Below are 18,808 nucleotides of genomic sequence, written 5' to 3'. Positions count from 1 at the left end.
GGAGGCAGGTCAAACGCGGACTTTGGGATGCCGCTGATAGAACTTTTCCCGCTCGGCAAAATAGCATTGCGCGCAAAGGCTCTGGTATTCCACGTTGTTCTCCTGGTCGATGGCCACCTGGTCGCCCTCGAACACGAATTCGCCGTTCACCTTGCGCCCGTTGCAGGTGGCTTTGCGCCCGCAGGTGCAGATGGTCTTCATCTCCTCAATGGCGTGGGCCAGTTCCAGAAGGCGGGTGGAGCCGGGGAACCCCTGCATGGAGAAGTCGGTGCGCAGACCGTAGGCGATGACGGGGATGTTCAGCTTCACGGTCACCATGAACAGCTGTTCCGCCTGCTGGGGGGTGAAAAACTGGCTCTCGTCGGTGAGCACGCAGGCCAGGGGCTTGTCGCCGCGGGCCGCCTCCTGTTTTACCAGCTCGAACACGTCCATGTCGGGGGTGACGGCCTTGTCCACCGGGCGGCTCACGCCCAGGCGGCTGAGCAGGCATTCTCCGCCCTTTGTGTCGATGCTGGGCTTGAGGATGAACACCCGCATGCCCCGCTCTTCGTAGTTGAATGCCACCTGCATCAGAGCGGTGCTTTTGCCGCTGTTCATCGCGCCGTAGCGGTAATAAAGTTTAGCCATAAACGAGGGACGCTCACTTTCGTTGTGGTGTTTATTTGTTGCGCAGCCGGTACCCCAGGCTCATCAGGCTGTCGCCCAGGTGGGCGTTCTCCACAGTGACGTTGGGGTAGGCGACGGAGAGGTCATAGTGGCTGAAATTCCAGAAGCCCTTGATGCCCAGCTCTACCAGCTGGCCGGAAACTTCCTTCGCGCTCTCCCGGGGCAGGCACAGCACCGCAACGGTGGGGTGGTTGGCCTTGCAGAACTCGTCCAGTTCGTCGATGTGATGAATGGGCACACCGTCCAAATCGTGCCCCACCAGTTCCTGACGGATGTCGAACACCGCCAGCAGGTTGTAGCCGTTGGTGTCGGTGGTCAGAAAGCGGGACACGGCGGTGCCCAGGCGGCCGGCGCCCAGCAGGATGGTGGGCAGCTTTTCGCCGTGGCCGAACAGAAGATGGCCGATCTCTTTTTCCAGCACTTCCACATTGTAGCCGATGCCCTGCTGCCCGAAGCCGCCGAAGCAGTTGAAGTCCTGCCGGACCTGGCTGGCGGTGGTGCCCATCATGCGGGCCAGTTCGCTGGAAGAAATTGTCGCCACGCCGGATTTGTGCAGCTGCGCGATGTAGCGGTAGTACTTCGGCAGCCGTTTGATGACCGGCAGTGATACCTTGCCCTGAGAGTTGTTCATTCGTTTCACCATCTTTTATCAGATTCTTCAAGCGTGGCTTGCAAAAGGCAAAGCAGCAGCAGGCCGCTTTTTATTCCCCGGCCCGGCTGTGCTGCGGACCACAGACCGGGGCAAAGCGCCGAAAACAGACGCCCTTTTTATATAGTATAATCTTTGAAGCGGCTTTGTCAAACAGAATACAAAGTTTTTGAACACACTGCGTCTTTTTGTATAACTGAGGCCCGAAGGGGGGAACACTGTCAGGGAAGACCGAAAAGGAGGCGCACAAAGCCATGGAACCGAACGAGAACAAGCAGCCGCCCACCGATGCGCAGGTGGAGCAGGAAAAACTGGAACAGGAATATATGATGGACACCGGCTCGGTGATCCGCACCAAGGGCCGCCACGCCATCCACTGCCTGACGGTGGTGGGGCTGATCGAGGGCCACGTCAGCGCGGACCAGAGCCAGAAGGTGACCAAATACGAGCACGTGATCCCCCAGCTGGTGGCCATCGAGGAGGACCCGGACATCGAGGCGCTGCTGGTCATCCTGAATACGGTGGGCGGCGACGTGGAGGCGGGCCTGGCCCTCTCAGAACTCATCAGCGGGGTCAGCAAGCCCAGCGCCACGCTGGTGCTGGGCGGCGGCCACTCCATCGGCATCCCGCTGGCGGTCAGCGGTCGGCGCAGTTTCATCGTGCCCACCGCCACCATGACCATCCACCCGGTGCGCCATTCCGGGCTGGTGCTGGGCGTGCCCCAGACCATGCGCTATTTCGAGCAGATGCAGGAGCGCATCGCCGGTTTTGTGGAGAGCCACTCGAAGATCAGCAAGGAACGCTTTGTGGAACTGATGATGCACACCGGCGAGCTGGTGATGGATGTGGGCACGGTGCTCACCGGCCAGCAGGCGGTGCACGAGGGCCTGATCGACCAGCTGGGCAGTTTGAACGACGCGCTGGATTACCTGTATGGCGAGATCGAACGCCGGGGCTGAAGGCCCCGGCGCTTTCCATTGTTGACATTTTTGAGGACGGGGTTTATGATGAAATAAATCCAGATAGAAAGCGGGGTGCTCAACTATGAAAAACAGCGGAACGAATGCACGAGCTGAATATCTTTTGAGGGCCCCGGTCGCATTGTGAGTGCTTCATAGGCTTTGCCGCGGCTTGTTTGCCGCGGCTTTTTTTATGCGGTCTGCTGCCCTTCACAAGATGTTCGCGCAAAATCAGTTTGCAGATGAACCAGGAATGATTTGTGGAGGTATTTATGACCCATCTTGAAAAAATCACCGAAGAAAATTTTGTGGAAGCGTTCAATTTGAAACTTGCGCCCGAACAGGAGCGCTTCGTTTCACACCCCATCCGCAGCCTTGCCCAGGCGTATGTTTACAGGCAGCAATGCCAGCCCTTCGGCATCTATGAAAATGATACGATGGTCGGCTATGTGATGGTGATCTACGACTATGATGTCCCGGAATACGATATATGGCACATGATGATCGATGCGTCGCACCAAGGGCTGGGGTATGGAAGCGCCGCCCTGGACCAGGTGCTTGCATACATCAAAACAAAGCCTTTCGGAGCTTCGGACCGGGTGGTTTTGACCTGCAGCAAAGACAATGCCCGGGCGCTGGGCCTTTACAGAAACAAAGGCTTTGTGCCGACCGGGGCGGTGTTTGAAGATGAAGTGGAACTTGTGCTGAACCTGCGGCGATAAACGAGCTTTGCCCGTGGCAAAACGCCCCGGCGCTTCCATTTTCGGGGGCCCCCGTTCGCCAAATTTGGGTTTTACAATTCGCCCGGTTGATGGTAAAATAATTAAGTTAAGCATTCCGCGCCGCGTGGGCAGACGCCCCGCGGCGAACGATACCAACGCAAGGCGAAAGAGGATACAAAAACACTATGGCGACAAAGAAAACTTCGACCCGAAAAAACGGCTCCGGCAGCCGGCGGCGCAGGCCCCAGCCGGACATTGCCCAAAGCTGGAGCATCCTGCTTTTTGGCTTGGGCGCCGTTCTGGTGGCCATGATCTTCGTGGAAGGCGAATCCGCCTGGGCCTGGATGCGCGCCGCGCTGTTCGGCGTGTTCGGCCTGGGCATGTATGTGCTGGGGCTTCTGGTGCTGTATGTGGCGGTGCTGGTGGCGTTGGGCCTGCCCATCTGGTCCAAGTGCGCCAAGGCCCTGTGCCTGATGATGTTCCTGTGCGGCACCGCTGTGGTGTTCTCCCGGGTCAATCTCTCCGGCATGGATTTCGTCCAGGTCGTCAAGGCCCTGTATGAGCAGGGCCAGGGCGCGCTGGGCGGCGGTGTGCTGGGCGGTGTGGTCGGCGGCACCCTGCTGGTGCTGTGCGGCCGGCCGGCGGCCAACATCCTGCTGCTGGTGCTGCTGGCGGCGGGTATCATGTGGTTCGCCGGCGTCACTCCGGGCGATCTGTGGAACCTCGTGGCCGGGCGTTTTGCTCTGTGGCAGGAGGACCGCGCCGAGCGTGCCGCCCGCCGGGAGGAAGAGCGGGAAGAAGAACCGGCTCCGCCTCAGCCCCGGCGCAGAGAGCGCCCCGCGCCTGCGCCCGCGCCCAAGGTGCGCCGCCGCGCGGCGCAGGTGGACATCGACCTCGGGCCCGACCCGGTGCAGGAGACCGACCTTGCTCCCGAGCCGGAAGAGCCCCTGGTGGGGCCGGGCGGCACCTTTGGCATGTACCCGCCGCAGGACGCCCCGAAAACGGTGAACGCCCTGGCGCAGGAGGAGTCCGAGTTCGAGACCCCCATCCTGCTGGAAGGCGATGAGGAACCGGCCCCTGAAGTGACCGGCGGGGAAGAGCCCCTGCCCGAAACGGTGGGCGGCAGCGACCTGGACGATCTGGTCCAGCGGGCCATGGGGGCGGCCTCCGCCGCTCAGATGACCCCCGCCGCCGTGGTGCCGGGCAAAAACGACCAGATGATGATCGCGCCCGCCGCCGCGGAACAGCAGGTCTATCACTATCCGCCCCTGAGCCTCTTCGAGCGCACCGGCACCGCAGAGGACCCGGGCATGGAGGAAGAACTGAAAAAGAACGCCGAGCTGCTGGTGAGCACGCTGGAGAGCTTCGGCGTGCGCACCCGCGTGCTGGACATCTGCCGCGGCCCGTCGGTCACCCGCTACGAGCTGCAGCCTCTGGCGGGCGTGAAGATCAGCCGCATCACCGGCCTTGCGGACGACATCGCCCTGAATCTGGCCGCCGGCGGCGTGCGCATCGAGGCACCCATCCCCGGCAAGCCCGCCGTGGGCGTGGAGGTGCCCAACCGCAAAAAGAGCCCGGTGGGCATCCGCAGCATCTTTGAGTCCCCGGTCTATTCCAAGAGCGCCTCGCCCCTGACCCTGGCCCTCGGCAAGGACATCGCGGGCAACGCCCAGATCGCGGACCTGTGCAAGATGCCCCACCTGCTTATCGCCGGCTCCACCGGCAGCGGTAAGTCGGTGTGCGTCAACAGCATCATCATCAGCTTTTTGTACAAGGCCAGCCCCGAGGACGTGCGCCTCATCCTCATCGACCCCAAGGTGGTGGAACTGGCGGAGTACAACGGCATCCCCCATCTGCTCATGCCGGTGGTCACCGAGCCCCGCAAGGCGGCGGGCGCGCTGGGCAGCGCTGTGGCGGAGATGGAGCGCCGCTACCATCTGTTCGCGGAGAACAACGTGCGTGACATCAAGAGCTTCAACCGTCTTGCCGCCGAGACCGACGGCCTGGAAAAGCTGCCCTACATCGCCATCATCATCGACGAGCTGGCCGATCTGATGATGGTCGCGGGCAAAGAGGTGGAGGACTACATCTGCCGCATCGCCCAGAAGGCCCGCGCGGCGGGCATGCACCTGATCGTGGCCACCCAGCGCCCCAGCGTGGACGTCATCACCGGCCTCATCAAGGCCAACATCCCCAGCCGCATCGCCTTCGCCGTGTCCAGCCAGGTGGACAGCCGCACCATTCTGGATGCCGGCGGCGCCGAAAAGCTGCTGGGCATGGGCGATATGCTGTTCATGCCGGTGGGCGCGGCCAAGCCCGTGCGCATCCAGGGCACCTATGTGAAGGACGAAGAGATCAGCGCGGTGCTGGACTTCATCAAGCAGGACAACACCAGCCAGTACGACGAAGAGATGATCGCCCAGATGGACAAGCTGGCCGCGGCGGAGAAAGGCTCCGGCAGCGGCGGCGAAGAGGGCGATGGCGGCCACGACCCCATGCTGGATCAGGCGGTGGAAGTGGTCATCGACGCGGGGCAGGCCAGCACCAGCCTTTTGCAGCGCCGGTGCAAGCTGGGCTATGCCCGGGCCGCCCGCATCATGGACGAGATGGAGCAGCTGGGGGTCATTGGGCCGTACCAGGGCGCAAAGCCCCGGGAGGTGCTCATCACCCGCCAGCAGTGGATCGAAAAGAGCATGCGGGCCGAGGCCGGCCCGGTGCCCGACGAGATTTAAGCAGCGAGAGGAGGCTGCCCCATGCAGCAGGGCACGGAATTTCTGCCGGTCAGCCGCCAGGAGATGGCGGCGCGTGGCTGGGACGAACTGGACTTCGTTCTGGTCACCGGCGACGCCTATGTGGACCATCCCAGCTTCGGCTCGGCCATCATCGGCCGGGTGCTGGAGGCGGAGGGCTACCGCGTGGGCGTGCTCAGCCAGCCGGACTACACCACGCCCGAGAGCTTCAAGGCTCTGGGCAAGCCCCGCTATGGCTTTTTCATCGGTGGCGGCAATGTGGACAGCATGGTGGCCCACTATTCCGTGGCGAAGATCCGCCGAAACGTGGACGAATACACCCCCGGCGGCGTGGCGGGCAAGCGCCCGGACCGCAGCGCCACCGTATACACTCAGCTGGCAAAGCAGGCCTATCCCGACCTGCCGGTGATTCTGGGCGGCCTGGAGGCCAGCCTGCGCCGCTTTGCCCATTACGATTACTGGATGGACACTGTGCTGCCCAGCATCGCCGAGACCTCCGGGGCGGACATCATCAGTTTCGGCATGGGCGAGCGGCAGACGGTGGCCATCGCCCGGCGTCTGGCGGCGGGGGAGAAGGCCCAGACCATCCGGGATGTGCCCGGCACCTGCTATATGACCGATTTTGCCGGCCTGCCGGACCGCTATGTGGAATGTGCGGGCTTTGCCAAGGTGAGCACCGACAAGGCCGCCTATGCCCGCGCCTGCCGCATCCAGATGGACAACCAGGACTCGGTGACCGGCCAGATCATCGTGCAGAAACAGAGCGAAAAATATCTGGTGCAGAACCCGCCCGCAAAGCCCCTCAACCGCAAGGAGCTGGACAAGGTGGCGGCGCTGCCCTTCACCCGCCGCTGGCACCCCAGCTACGACGCGGTGGGCGGCGTGCCCGCCATTGAAGAGGTGGAGTTCTCCATCATTCACAACCGGGGCTGCTATGGCGGCTGCAATTTCTGCGCCATCACCCTGCACCAGGGGCGGCGGGTCACCAGCCGAAGCGTGGAAAGCGTGGTGGAAGAGGGAGAACTGCTCACCCGTCAGCCCGGTTTCAAGGGCTACATCCACGACGTGGGCGGCCCCACCGCCAACTTCCGCCTGCCCAGCTGCAAGGAGCAGATGACCAAAGGCATGTGCCAGGGCGGCAAAAAGTGCCTTGCCCCCAGCCCCTGCCCCCATCTGCTGGTGGACCACACCGAGTATCTCTCCATGCTGCGCAAGCTGCGTGCCCTGCCCGGAGTGAAAAAGGTGTTCATCCGCAGCGGCATCCGCTACGACTATCTCATCTGGGACAAAAACGACGAGTTCTTCAAGGAGCTGGTGGAGCACCATGTCTCCGGCCAGCTGAAGGTGGCTCCCGAGCACTGCGCCCCCAACACCCTGAAGTATATGGGTAAGCCCCCGGTGGAGGTGTTCAACAAATTCTCCGCCAAGTTCTATGAGCTCACCAAAAAGGCGGGCAAAAAGCAGTATCTGGTGCCCTACCTGATGAGCAGCCACCCCGGCAGCACCCTGAACGACGCGGTGATCCTGGCGGAGTATCTCTACAAGCACAAAATCCGCCCGGAGCAGGTGCAGGACTTTTATCCCACACCGGGCACCGTGTCCACCTGCATGTTCTACACCGGCCTTGACCCCTACACCATGAAGCCGGTGTTCGTGGAAAAAACGCCGGAAGGCAAGGCGCTCCAGCGGGCGCTGCTGCAGTATTACGAACCCCGCAACGCCGAAAAGGTGGTCAAAGCCCTGCGCAAGACCGGGCGGGAGGACCTTATCCCGCTGCTGGCCCCCACCTGGAAGCCCCGGCGCGAGAAAAGCACCTCTGCGCCCGCGCCCCGCGGCCGGAACGACCGGCAGGGGAGAAGTATACAGCAGGGACGCTTTACACCCAACTCCAAGCCGCCCCGCAAGGGCAGAAAGTAAAACTGTTTCATGGAAAAGCGAAAAACATCTCGCCGCCGCAGGCGGAAAATACAACTCACGCCCTTTCAGACCGTCGTGTTCACGCTGGTGGGCCTCTGCCTTGCGCTGGGGCTGTATGTCAGTGTGGGCAGCGGGGTGGGCACCGCGCCCACATGGGACGAGATATACGCCGCCGTGGGCCTTGCCGAGCCGCTGCCCGCGGACGATCTGCCGGAAAACACCGACGCCGTGCACTTCATCGACGTGGGCCAGGCGGACGCCACCCTGCTGCAGAGCGGGGGCGAGTACTGCCTTGTGGATGCGGGCGACACCGACAGCGAGCAGAAGCTGATGGCGTATCTGGAGGAGCGGGGCGTCACCCACCTCAAGCTGTTGGTGATGAGCCATCCCCACGCGGACCACATCGGCAGCATGGCCGCCGTGCTGGAAAAGATAGAGGTGGAGCAGGTGCTCCTGCCGGACTTCGACAAAGCGCCCTATCCCACCACCCGTCTGTTTGAAAAGGTGATGGATGCCATCGAGGCCAGCGGCGCGGTGGTGACCACCGCCGCACCGGGGCAGAGCTTTTCTGTGGGAAGCGGCAGCCTGCAGGTGCTGGCCGCGGGCGTGGAGACCGACAATTACAACGACCTTTCCCAGGTGCTTTTGTTTGAGAGCGGCGAGCTCTCGGTGCTGCTCAGCGGCGACGGCGAAAAGCCGGTGGAGCAGGCGGCGCTGGAGGCGGGGGTCGTACCGCAGGCGGACGTGTTCAAGGCGGCCCACCACGGGTCCGACACCTCCAACACGATGGAATTCCTGCAGGCCATCCGGCCCCGATATGTGGCCATCAGCTGCGGGTTGGGCAACAGCTACGGGCATCCTCACGCCGAGCCGCTGGAGCGGTTTGAACAGGTGGGCGCGCAGGTGCTGCGCACCGACCAGGACGGCAGCGTGGTCATTGCGGCGACCGAAAACGGCCTGCAAAGCTACACGTCCAGCGCCGCCGGGGAAAAGGAGGCCGCCTGATGGAATACACTGTGGACCGCTTTGAAGGGGACACGGCGGTGCTGGAACCGGCCCAGGGGCCGATCCGCACCGAAAAAATCGACCGCGCCCTCCTCCCGCCCGAGACCCGGGAAGGGGACATCCTTCTCTGTGAGGACGGGCACTGGCGGGTGGACGCCGCCGCAACTGCCGCCCGCAGAGAGCGGCTGCGCCGGCGCTTTTCCGCCGGGCGGCCCGGCTGACGAAAGGCGGAATGGACTTGCTTCGGGAATTTCTCCTCATTTATTTTGCGGCGGTGAACCTGCTGGCTTTCGCCGTTTGCGGGTGGGACAAATGGGCCGCGAAGCGCGGCGCGCGCCGCGTGCCGGAGCGCAGGCTTTTGCTTTTTTGCGCGCTGGGCGGCAGCCCGGCTTTTCTGCTGGGCATGGCCTTGTTCCACCACAAGACCCGCAAACCGAAATTTTATGTGGGCGTGCCCCTCATTTTGGCTGTGCAGCTGGCCCTGCTTGTGCTGGCCGTTCGATTCCTGTAAAAAAACTCCCGGCGCCTGTTTTGGCAGCCGGGAGTTTTTTGTCAGGTTTTGAAACGCGGTTCAGCGCCGGGGATACACGGTGAAGCCGGAAAGCTCCTCTTCGCCAGTGATCCCCATGGCAAAGGCCTTGGCTCGGGCGGCAGAGTAGAGCTCCGCCATGGTGGCCTGAAGATAAGGGATCAGGAAGTAAATGCCCAGGCTGCAGGTGAGATAGCCCAGCAGATACCATCCGATGAAGGAGAGGTCCAGAACGAAGATCTCCATCTTTTCGCCGTCGGTCAGAGCCTTGCTCAGTTCCTTGGCGCGTTTATAGCTCATGTAGGGGTTTTCCGCCATCAGATAGGGGACATACCGCAGCTGGTAGCCGCGCACGACGCCGGGAATGATGAACAGAAAAGAGAAGGCCATGATCTCCAGCGTGTAAAAGAACATTACTTTTACCACGTTGAGATACTGCACCTTGTCCCGGAACGGGGAGAGCACCGTGTCCAGCGGCGGATAGCCGGCCCGGTTCTCCATGGTGTACCGAATGCCGCCGATGTTCACGGGCTGAGTGACCAGGGCGTTGAACACCAGGATGAACACCAGCATCAGGATATAGAGGATGATCACACCGGCGATGTAGGCTTCCGGCGATGTGGCGGCCACAAAGGACAAAATGATGGTGGGCACAAAGACGATGATATAGCTCAGAACGCTGGAAGCAGCGCCCACGCCCAGCGTGATCAGCAGCCACGCCAGAAACACCCGCCAGTAACTTTCTCTCAAAACCTGCTTCGCATTCTGCTTGAGTAAACCACGCGACCAATACATAAAACTTTCCCTCCTGTGGGAACAGCACATTCGGCGTGCGTTCCCTCGTGTGTTGATCAACTCCAGTATAGCATAGAACGGAATAGATTTACAAAAAATTGCAAATTCTTTCGCTTTAGCGGTTGACTTTTGTGAAAAAGGACTTATCATTAAGACGTACTTAGCATGATAGAGGTGCGAACGTCAAGAGTACGGCCCCCATTCAAACACAGGCACGCGGGGCGGGGAAGGGGCGTTTGCCGAGGTTCGGTCTGCCCCGCCTGAGGGGGCCGCCGCGCCGGGCCGTGGGAGAACATCCCCCGGACTGTCGCCCGTGCAGAGATGCCGGGCGGAGCGCTGTCGTGAGTTCGACCGCCGCACTGCGGGCACTATGGCACTTGTGCATCGGTATGAAGTCATGACACTGTCATGGCTTCATTTTTTATTTATGCAGGAGGAACTGACATGAGAAAGACGTTGACCCGCATCCTGCCGCTTCTGGCAATGATGCTGGTGCTGCTGGTAATGCTCAGCGCCACAGCCTTTGCTGCCGGCGACCCTACCGAAGAACCCGGCACCAAGATGATCGAATGCCCTGACTGCGGCACTGTGGGTGCCTGTATGGAATGCTACGGGCTGGACCCCGCCTGTGAGGCGTGCGGCGGCACCAATGTTTGCGCCACCTGCGGCGGCACGGGATATGTGACCTCTCCCAGCCGCTTCTTCAACACCGCCTGGTCCCTGCTGCCTCCGGTCATCGCCATCGCGCTGGCCCTCATCACAAAGGAAGTCTACAGCTCCCTGTTCATCGGCATCGTGGCGGGCGGCCTGCTCTACTCCAACTTCCAGTTCGAGGCCACCGTGCGCCACGTGTTCGACGGCGGCATCGTAGCTTCGGTGACCGACAGCTACAACATGGGCATCCTGATCTTCCTCATCATTCTGGGCGCCATGGTCTGCCTGATGAACAAGGCGGGCGGTTCCGCCGCCTTCGGCCGCTGGGCCAAGGCCCATATCAAATCCCGGGCGGGCGTGCAGCTTGTCTCCATCCTTCTGGGCGTGCTCATCTTCATCGACGACTACTTCAACTGCCTGACGGTGGGCAGCGTGATGCGCCCCATCACCGACAAGCAGAACATTTCCCGGGCAAAGCTGGCCTACATCATCGACGCCACCGCCGCGCCCGTGTGCATCATCGCGCCGGTGTCCTCCTGGGCGGCGGCGGTGTCCGCCTTCGCGGAGGACGGCCAGGGCTTCAGCCTGTTCCTGCGCGCCATTCCTTACAACTACTATGCGCTGCTCACGATCGTGATGATGGTGAGCATGGTGCTGCTGCGGGTGGAATTTGGCCCCATGGCCAGGTTCGAGAAAAACGCCATCGAAAAGGGCGACTTGTTCAGCGGTTCCAACCCCTACGCCGACGCTGACGACAGAGTGGACGACAGCAAGGGCTCCGTTCTGGACCTGGTGCTGCCGGTGCTGGTGCTGGTGGTGTTCTGCGTTATCGGCATGCTCTATTCCGGCGGCTTCTTCTCCGGCGTGGGCTTCGTGGAGGCTTTTTCCGCTTCCGACGCTTCGGTGGGCCTGATGCTCGGCTCCGCCTTTGCGCTGATCGTCGCGTTCATTTACTATCAGGTGCGCCGCGCCATGTCCTTCAAGGAAATGATGAGCTGCGTGCCTGAAGGCTTCAAGGCCATGGTGCCCGCCATCATGATCCTCACCTTCGCCTGGAGCCTGAAGGCCATGACCGACTCCCTGGGCGCCAAGTACTTTGTGCGTGACCTCGTGCAGCAGAGCGCTACCGGCATGCAGATGGTGCTGCCCGTGATCGTGTTCGTGGTGGGCTGCCTGCTGGCCTTCTCCACCGGCACCAGCTGGGGCACCTTCGGCATCCTCATCCCCATCGTGCAGGGCGTGTTCTCCATGGACGACCCCATGGCCATCATCTGCATCTCCGCCTGCATGGCCGGCGCTGTCTGCGGCGACCATTGCTCGCCCATTTCCGACACCACCATCATGGCCTCCGCGGGCGCTCAGTGCGACCATGTGAACCATGTGTCCACCCAGCTGCCCTATGCCATCACCTGCGCGGTGATCTCCGGCATCACCTACCTTGTGGCGGGCCTGCTGGTGCACTTCGGCGCGCCGGGCGTCCTGGCGCTGCCGGTCGGCATCGTGATGATGCTGGGCACGCTGCTGTTCATCAAGCGCCGCAACATGACCAAAGCCTGACAATTGAAGAAAAGAGCGCGGAACGCACCTCGTTCCGCGCTCTTTTTTTGCGCTGTACATCCTGCACAAAAGCGTGTTATTTTATTAACAATCTTTGGCCACACAGGACATTGTTATTTGATTAACGATGTGGTATCATAATGCCAAGGCAACAAGCTGCAGGCGAAAGCAAAGGGCTTTCGTACCATGCGCAACACGCCTGAAAGGACGGAAGATCGCAATGGCAGAAAAGAAACCTGTGGTTGAAACGGTGAAGACCGATGTGCAGACCATGATCGACGCTCTGGTGGAAAAGGCCCAAGTGGCGCTGAAGGAGTTCATGGCGCTGGATCAGGAAGCTGTGGACAACATCGTGCACTCGATGGCGCTGGCCGGCCTGGACAAACACCAGGAACTGGCCCGCATGGCGGTGGAGGAGACCGGCCGCGGCGTGTATGAAGACAAGGTCATCAAGAATATGTTCGCCACCGAATATATCTGGCACGATATCAAAAAGGAGCGCACGGTGGGCGTTCTGGAAGAGAACGATATGGAGGGCTATGTGGAAGTGGCCGAGCCCGTGGGCGTGATCTGCGGCGTGACCCCCACCACCAACCCCACCTCCACCACGCTGTTCAAGTGCCTCATCGCGGTAAAGACCCGCAACCCCATCATTTTCGGGTTCCACCCTTCGGCCCAGAAGTGCAGCGCCGAGGCGGCCCGCATCGTCTATGAGGCGGCGGTGAATGCCGGCGCGCCCAAAAACTGCATCCAGTGGATCGACAAACCCAGCATCGAGGCCACCGGCGCCCTGATGAACCATCCGGGTGTTGCCACCATCCTGGCCACCGGCGGCCCCGGCATGGTCAAGGCGGCTTACTCCTGCGGCAAGCCGGCGCTGGGCGTAGGCGCGGGCAATGTGCCCTGCTTTATCGAGAAGAGCGCCGACCTGCACCAGGCCTGCACCGACCTGATGATGTCCAAGACCTTCGACAACGGCATGATCTGCGCCTCCGAGCAGGCGGTCATCGTGGAAAAGCCCATCGCCAAGGATTTTGAGGCTTACATGAAGGCCAACAACTGCTACTTCCTCACCCCGGAGGAGACCGAGACCCTGACCAAGTATATGTTCCCGGACCCCGCCAAGGGCGTGTTCGCCCCCGTGGTGGGCAAGAGCGCCAACTGGATCGCCGAGCAGGCGGGCATCAGCGTGCCGGAAAAGACCAAGATCCTCATCGCGCCGCTGCCCCATCCCGGCGAGGAGTTCCCTCTGAGCAAGGAGAAGCTCAGCCCGGTGCTGGCCTGCTTTGTCTGCAAGGACAAGGAGCAGGGCTTTGCCTACGCCAACAAGATGCTGGAGCTGGGCGGCCTTGGCCACTCCGCCGTCATCCACACCGGCGACAAGAAAATTGCCGATGAGTACGGCGTGGCCATGAAGGTGGGCCGCATCATCGTGAACAGCCCCTCTTCCCAGGGCGCCATCGGTGACATCTACAACACCAACACCCCGTCCCTGACCCTTGGCTGCGGCAGCTACGGCAAGAACTCGGTGAGCCAGAACGTGACCACCGTCAACCTCATCAACAAAAAGCGCATCGCCAAACGGAGGGTGAACATGCAGTGGTTCAAGGTCCCGCCCAAGATCTACTTTGAGGAGGACTCCATCCAGTACCTGGAGAAGATGGAGGGCATCAGCCGCGCCTTCATCGTCACCGACCCGGTGATGGTGCAGCTGGGCAACGTGGACAAGGTGCTGTACTACCTGCGCAAGCGGGAGCAGTACTGCCACAGCGAGATCTACTCCGACGTGGAGAGCGATCCCAGCGTGGAGTGCATCATGCGCGGCGTGGAGGCCATGCGCGCCTTCCAGCCGGACGTGATCATCGCCATCGGCGGCGGCAGCGCCATCGACGCGGCCAAGGGCATGTGGCTGTTCTACGAGCATCCCGAGACCAGCTTTGACGGCCTGCGCCAGCGCTTCATGGACATCCGCAAGCGCGCCTTCAAATTCCCGAAGCTTGGCACCAAGACCAAGCTGGTGGCCATCCCCACCACTTCCGGCACCGGCAGCGAGGTGACCAGCTTCTCGGTCATCACCGACAAATCCAACGGCAACATCAAGTACCCCCTGGCGGATTACAGCCTGACCCCGGACGTGGCCATCATCGACCCCCAGTTCACCCGCACCATGCCCCGCAGCATCGTGGCCGACACCGGTCTGGACGTGCTGACCCATGCCATTGAGGCCTATGTGTCTGTGATGGCCAGCGACTACACCGACGGTCTGGCCCTGCACGCCACCGAGATGGTGTTCACCTATCTGAAAGCTTCCTACAACGGCGACCAGCTGGCCCGCGAGAAGATGCACAACGCCAGCTGCATCGCGGGCATGGCCTTCACCAACGCCTTCCTGGGTCTCAACCACTCCATGGCCCACAAGCTGGGCGGCGAGTTCCACATCCCCCACGGCCGCGCCAACGCCATCCTGCTGCCCTACGTCATCGCCTACAACGCGAAGAAGCCCACCAAGTTTGCGGCCTTCCCCAAATACAAGGAGTATGTGGCCGACAAGCGCTATGCCAAGCTGGCTCAGCGCTGCGGGCTGTGCAACGTGGGCACCGACACCTACGAAGCGGTGGACTGCCTCATCGCGGCCATCCAGAAGCTGATGATGGATACCGAGCGCCCCCTGACCATCAAGGCCTGCGGTGTGAGCGAAGAAGAATTCCTGGCCAAGGTGGACGAACTGTCCTACAAGGCGTTCGAGGACCAGTGCACCACCGCCAACCCCGTGTATCCTCTGGTGAGCGAGATCAAGGAGATCTACCTCCAGGCTTACTACGGCAAATAAGCGATCCACTCCTTTCTGTTGAGGGCAGACGGCTGTCTCTTTTGAGGCGGCCGCCTGCCTTTTTTGCGCGCACAAAAAAATCCTCGGCAATGACGAAAAAAACCTTGACTTTTTGGCCGAAATGCTTTAAATTAGATAGAGCAGTCACACATGGGCCTGTAGCTCAGTTGGGAGAGCGCTGCGTTCGCATCGCAGAGGTCAAGGGTTCGAATCCCTCCAGGTCCACCATGTTAAGACGTCACTTTTGATAAAAAAGTGGCGAGGAGAAAATCCCTGTTTACAGGGGTTTTCTCCTTTTTTATGCCCATTTTCCGGCTCCGGAAGCGCATTTGATACGCTTCCCGTATATAGCTTTACTCCTTGTCTCTACACGGAATACCTGGATTTGCACCCGGTGCACCCGCGCCGGTGAAAGTTTGCGATTTGCACCCGTCCCGTTTATGCCTTACAATTTTTCCTCGATTTGCCCCTGCCAAAAAACGAAGCCAAAGTCAGGCAATGCTCGCTTCTTAGGGATGGAAACACTATTGGATTTAGCTGTTATAAGTGATATCATATATATAAGACAATATCCCGGACTTGTTCATGGATTAAGCAGGAGGACCGGAAGATGCAACAGATTTTTAGTAACACAACATTAACAGTTAATCAGTTGATCGAAAAGATCGACACCGGAGAACTCGGCCTTCCGGAACTCCAGAGACCATTTATTTGGAAAGACTCCAAGGTTCGTGATCTGTTTGATTCAATGATGCGCGGGTACCCTATTGGCTATTTGATGTTGTGGGAATGCCCTTCGCTGGAGAAAAAGAAAACCATCGGAACAGGCACTCACAATTATGAATCTCCGAAGCAGGTTATTATTGACGGCCAGCAGAGGCTAACCTCACTCTATGCCGTAATGAAGGGGAAAAAGGTCATCAATTCTAAATATGATGAAAAGGCCATTATTATTTCCTATTGCCCGTTGAGGAACAAGTTCGAGGTTGGTTATCAGGCTACAAAAAAGGATCCGGAGTGGATTTACAACATTAGCGAGGTTTTTATCACGTCGAACATTACGAAACTAATCATCAACTTTACAAAGAGGCTGGCTGAGTATCGAACCTTCAAAGGCGCAACGCTTAATGACGAGGAACAAGATATGATCTCCGAAAACATCACTGCACTTTCTAACTTGAGGCAGCATACACTTCCGGTATTTGACATTAAAGCTAATGCCGAAGAAGAGGACGTCTCAGAAATCTTCGTCCGTGTTAATTCCGGTGGCGTAGCTCTGAAGCAAAACGATTTTATCCTTACGCTGCTCTCTCTGTATTGGGACGAGGGTCGCAAGGAAATCGAGCGCTTCAGTAAGGAGTCTACATACCCGCCAAAGAATGAGATCACATCGTATAATCAGCTGACCGAGGTAACAGCGCAAGATGTCATCCGAGTCGTCATGGCATATGCGTTTGACAGAGCTCGTTTGAAATATGGCTACAAGCTGCTTCGTGGAGCTGACTTTGATAAAAAAGGCGCTGTCGACGAGGATCTGCGAAATCAGCGTTTTGAGCTGCTTAAGGCAAAACTTCCGGACGTGCTTGACGTTCATAATTGGCATGAATTCTTAAAATCTATTATGAATGCCGGTTACTTGTCTGGAGACCTGATTCTTTCTGGAAATGCAATTTACTACACCTATGCCTTCTACCTGATTGCGAAGTACCGGTTCAATGCGTCATACAATGAAAACATGCATCTGACTTCGCTGTGGTTCTTCTACGCGTCTTTGGTGTCGCTATATACTGGATCGTTTGAATCCATGGTTGAAAACCACTTGAACTCCATAAAGGAGTTGGACACTCTTGACGAGTACAAACGGTTTATTCTGTATAGGGTTGAGGAACGTCTCACAAATGACTACTTCGACATCACCCTCGTTGGTTCGGAGGGCCTCGCTGTTTCTGGTCGAGGCAACAATGCGTGGAATGCTTATGTAGCTGCCCTTAACATTCTGAATGCACGGATCCTGTTTTCAAAGAGCAATCTGCTCGTCAGCAAGTTGTTCGATCCCGGTTCCGACGGAAAGAGAAAGTCGTTGGAGAAGCACCACTTGTTCCCGAAGGCTTATCTAAAGACGTTGGGGTACAATGATTCCAAGATAAACCAGATGGCAAATTACGCCTTTATCGATTGGAAAGATAATATGGAGATACTCGACGAGGCTCCGTCGGTTTATTATCCCGTCGTTTGTGAAGGCCGCGGCCAAGAGGAAACTCAAAGAATGGAAGAAGAAAATGCTCTTCCACATGGTTGGGAAAACATGCCCTATGAGGATTTCTTGGTTGAGCGTAGAAAACTGATGGCGGCCAAGATCAAGCAGGCCTTTGAGGTTTTGAAGAACAATGCAGGTTGAAATGCGGGGATGGTCCCTGTTTACAGGGAGTTCCTCCTTGTCTAGTGTGCGCGGCGAGCACACTAGACAAAGCCCACAGATTTCTCCGTATAATCGTGTATATAGTGTGGAGAGCAATGCACCACGGTGATTTTTTATCATCGCTGACGTCTTGACACATCATCGCCGCAAGCAGAAAATGCTTGCGGTTTTTTGTTGCCGTTCAGGAGGCGGCCATGGCCCCAACACGGTATTCCCGGTGGCGGCAAAGCGGCGGATGTGGTATGATAAGGCCGGGAGGCGAAGAAGATGGACGAACAACTGCAGCAGCTTTCGCAGATGATTGGACGAGCCCGGCGCATGGCGTTCCTGGGCGGGGCGGGGCTTTCCACCGAAAGCGGCATTCCCGACTTCCGCAGCAGCAACGGCGTTTATGCGGCATTGAAGGCGTACGGAAGGCCGCCGGAGGAACTGCTCAGCCACGGCTTTTTTGTGCGTCACCCGGACGTGTTTTTCGATTACTACCGCAAATATCTCATCCGCCCGGAGGCAAAGCCCAATCCGGCGCACTATGCGCTGGCGCGCCTGGAACAGCAGGGCAAGCTGACGGCGGTCATCACCCAGAACATTGATGAACTCCATCAGCGGGCGGGCAGCCGCAACGTGCTGGAACTGCACGGCAGCGTGTACCGCAATCACTGCATGGAGTGCGGCAAAAGCTGGCCGGTGGAGGCGGTGCTGGAGGCGGACGGCGTGCCCCGCTGCACCTGCGGCGGCATCATCAAACCGGATGTGGTCCTTTACGGTGAGGGCCTGGACCCTGCCACCCTCACGGCGGCGGTGGAGGCCATCGCCGTCGCGGATATGCTGCTCATCGGCGGCACCCAGCTTTCGGTCTATCCCGCGGCGGGGCTGGTGGATTATTTTCACGGCAAAGACCTGGCAGTCATCAATCTCAGCGCCACCCCCCGCGACGCCCAGGCGGCACTGACCATCCGCCGCCCCATCGGGGAAGTGCTCGCCGAGGTGGTGCCCTGAGCGCCGCGGCAGGGGCTGCGCGCTTTTGGCAGGCATGCACCGTGAGGAGGGGAGAAGTATGGACACACTTGAATGCAGTACCCGCTATCCGTTCATCCTTGTGCACGGCACCGGCTTTCGGGACTGGGGCTATTGGGGCCGCATCCCCCCGGCGCTGGAGCAGCGGGGCGCAAAGGTGTTCTTCGGCGGGCAGGACGGCTGGGCCACCGTGGAGCACAACGCGGAACTGCTCAAAGCGCGGGTGAAAGACCTGCTAATAAAAGTCAAGTAGAAATTTCAGATTTTTAGGGAGGCGAAAAAATGCAATACAAAATCAAGCCGCTGAGCATCTCAAAATTAAAACGGCGGCCAGCCAGATGG

Annotated in this window: 15 protein-coding genes, 1 tRNA gene and 1 riboswitch; of the genes, 13 read left to right on the top strand and 3 right to left on the bottom strand. The window is 59.6% G+C overall.

Annotated features, from left to right (window positions below):
• Positions 1-9: 9 nt before the first annotated feature.
• Entirely contained in the window at positions 10-627 is a 618-nt protein-coding gene (locus ACMI1Q_RS10020; RefSeq protein WP_330058952.1) for a thymidine kinase, read from the bottom strand.
• Positions 628-658: 31 nt separating this feature from the next.
• Complete coding sequence (locus ACMI1Q_RS10015) at positions 659-1,309, bottom strand: redox-sensing transcriptional repressor Rex (RefSeq protein WP_419503669.1); 651 nt, start codon at positions 1,307-1,309, stop codon at positions 659-661.
• 260 nt (positions 1,310-1,569) lie between these two features.
• Here ACMI1Q_RS10015 and ACMI1Q_RS10010 point away from each other — a divergent pair, with 260 nt between their 5' ends.
• From ACMI1Q_RS10010 to ACMI1Q_RS09980, 7 genes are all read left to right on the top strand, one after another.
• The gene (locus ACMI1Q_RS10010; protein ID WP_177521799.1) at positions 1,570-2,274 is read left to right on the top strand and encodes a ClpP family protease; all 705 of its coding nucleotides are present in this window, start codon (positions 1,570-1,572) and stop codon (positions 2,272-2,274) included.
• 272 nt (positions 2,275-2,546) lie between these two features.
• Positions 2,547-2,996, top strand: coding sequence for a GNAT family N-acetyltransferase (locus ACMI1Q_RS10005; protein ID WP_419503668.1), 450 nt, complete (start codon positions 2,547-2,549; stop codon positions 2,994-2,996).
• A 185-nt stretch (positions 2,997-3,181) separates the two neighbouring features.
• On the top strand, positions 3,182-5,728 hold the full coding sequence (locus ACMI1Q_RS10000) for a DNA translocase FtsK (RefSeq protein ID WP_419503667.1): 2,547 nt from the start codon (positions 3,182-3,184) through the stop codon (positions 5,726-5,728).
• A 21-nt stretch (positions 5,729-5,749) separates the two neighbouring features.
• A complete protein-coding gene (locus ACMI1Q_RS09995) occupies positions 5,750-7,663 on the top strand; it encodes a YgiQ family radical SAM protein (protein ID WP_419503666.1) in 1,914 nt (637 codons plus the stop codon).
• A 9-nt stretch (positions 7,664-7,672) separates the two neighbouring features.
• Positions 7,673-8,668: a ComEC/Rec2 family competence protein gene (locus ACMI1Q_RS09990; protein WP_419503665.1), complete on the top strand. Its 996-nt coding sequence runs from the start codon at positions 7,673-7,675 to the stop codon at positions 8,666-8,668.
• A complete protein-coding gene (locus tag ACMI1Q_RS09985; RefSeq protein ID WP_394978989.1) occupies positions 8,668-8,889 on the top strand; it encodes a DUF3006 domain-containing protein in 222 nt (73 codons plus the stop codon). The genes ACMI1Q_RS09990 and ACMI1Q_RS09985 overlap by 1 nt, the downstream gene beginning before the upstream one ends.
• Positions 8,890-8,900: 11 nt before the next feature.
• Positions 8,901-9,179, top strand: a complete 279-nt coding sequence (locus ACMI1Q_RS09980; protein ID WP_419503664.1) for a DUF1294 domain-containing protein — start codon at positions 8,901-8,903, stop codon at positions 9,177-9,179.
• A gap of 60 nt (positions 9,180-9,239) precedes the next feature.
• On the opposite strand, the gene ACMI1Q_RS09975 is transcribed toward ACMI1Q_RS09980, so the two are convergent.
• Positions 9,240-9,992 carry a DUF975 family protein gene (locus tag ACMI1Q_RS09975; protein ID WP_419503663.1) on the bottom strand — a complete coding sequence of 251 codons (753 nt, stop codon included), beginning with the start codon at positions 9,990-9,992 and terminating at the stop codon, positions 9,240-9,242.
• Between the two features lie 161 nt (positions 9,993-10,153).
• A riboswitch (Lysine riboswitch) is annotated at positions 10,154-10,339 on the top strand.
• Positions 10,340-10,436: 97 nt separating this feature from the next.
• Between ACMI1Q_RS09975 and ACMI1Q_RS09970 the strand changes: the two genes are divergently transcribed.
• The 6 genes from ACMI1Q_RS09970 to ACMI1Q_RS09945 all read left to right on the top strand — a co-directional run bounded on the left by ACMI1Q_RS09970 (position 10,437) and on the right by ACMI1Q_RS09945 (position 18,719).
• On the top strand, positions 10,437-12,203 hold the full coding sequence (locus ACMI1Q_RS09970) for a Na+/H+ antiporter NhaC family protein (protein WP_419503662.1): 1,767 nt from the start codon (positions 10,437-10,439) through the stop codon (positions 12,201-12,203).
• A gap of 220 nt (positions 12,204-12,423) precedes the next feature.
• Positions 12,424-15,033: a bifunctional acetaldehyde-CoA/alcohol dehydrogenase gene (adhE, locus tag ACMI1Q_RS09965; RefSeq protein ID WP_419503661.1), complete on the top strand. Its 2,610-nt coding sequence runs from the start codon at positions 12,424-12,426 to the stop codon at positions 15,031-15,033.
• Between the two features lie 152 nt (positions 15,034-15,185).
• Positions 15,186-15,261, top strand: a tRNA-Ala gene (locus tag ACMI1Q_RS09960).
• A gap of 382 nt (positions 15,262-15,643) precedes the next feature.
• The gene (locus ACMI1Q_RS09955; RefSeq protein WP_419067515.1) at positions 15,644-17,431 is read left to right on the top strand and encodes a GmrSD restriction endonuclease domain-containing protein; all 1,788 of its coding nucleotides are present in this window, start codon (positions 15,644-15,646) and stop codon (positions 17,429-17,431) included.
• A gap of 288 nt (positions 17,432-17,719) precedes the next feature.
• Positions 17,720-18,448: an NAD-dependent protein deacylase gene (locus ACMI1Q_RS09950; RefSeq protein WP_419503660.1), complete on the top strand. Its 729-nt coding sequence runs from the start codon at positions 17,720-17,722 to the stop codon at positions 18,446-18,448.
• A gap of 58 nt (positions 18,449-18,506) precedes the next feature.
• Positions 18,507-18,719 (top strand): esterase/lipase family protein, encoded by a 213-nt coding sequence (locus ACMI1Q_RS09945; protein ID WP_419503659.1) that lies wholly within the window; start codon positions 18,507-18,509, stop codon positions 18,717-18,719.
• The last annotated feature ends 89 nt before the right edge of the window (positions 18,720-18,808 follow it).

The organism is Candidatus Allofournierella excrementavium, assembly GCF_048526665.1.
Lineage (GTDB): Bacteria > Bacillota > Clostridia > Oscillospirales > Ruminococcaceae > Allofournierella_A > Allofournierella_A excrementavium.
This window is presented reverse-complemented; position numbering and strand designations above follow the sequence as displayed.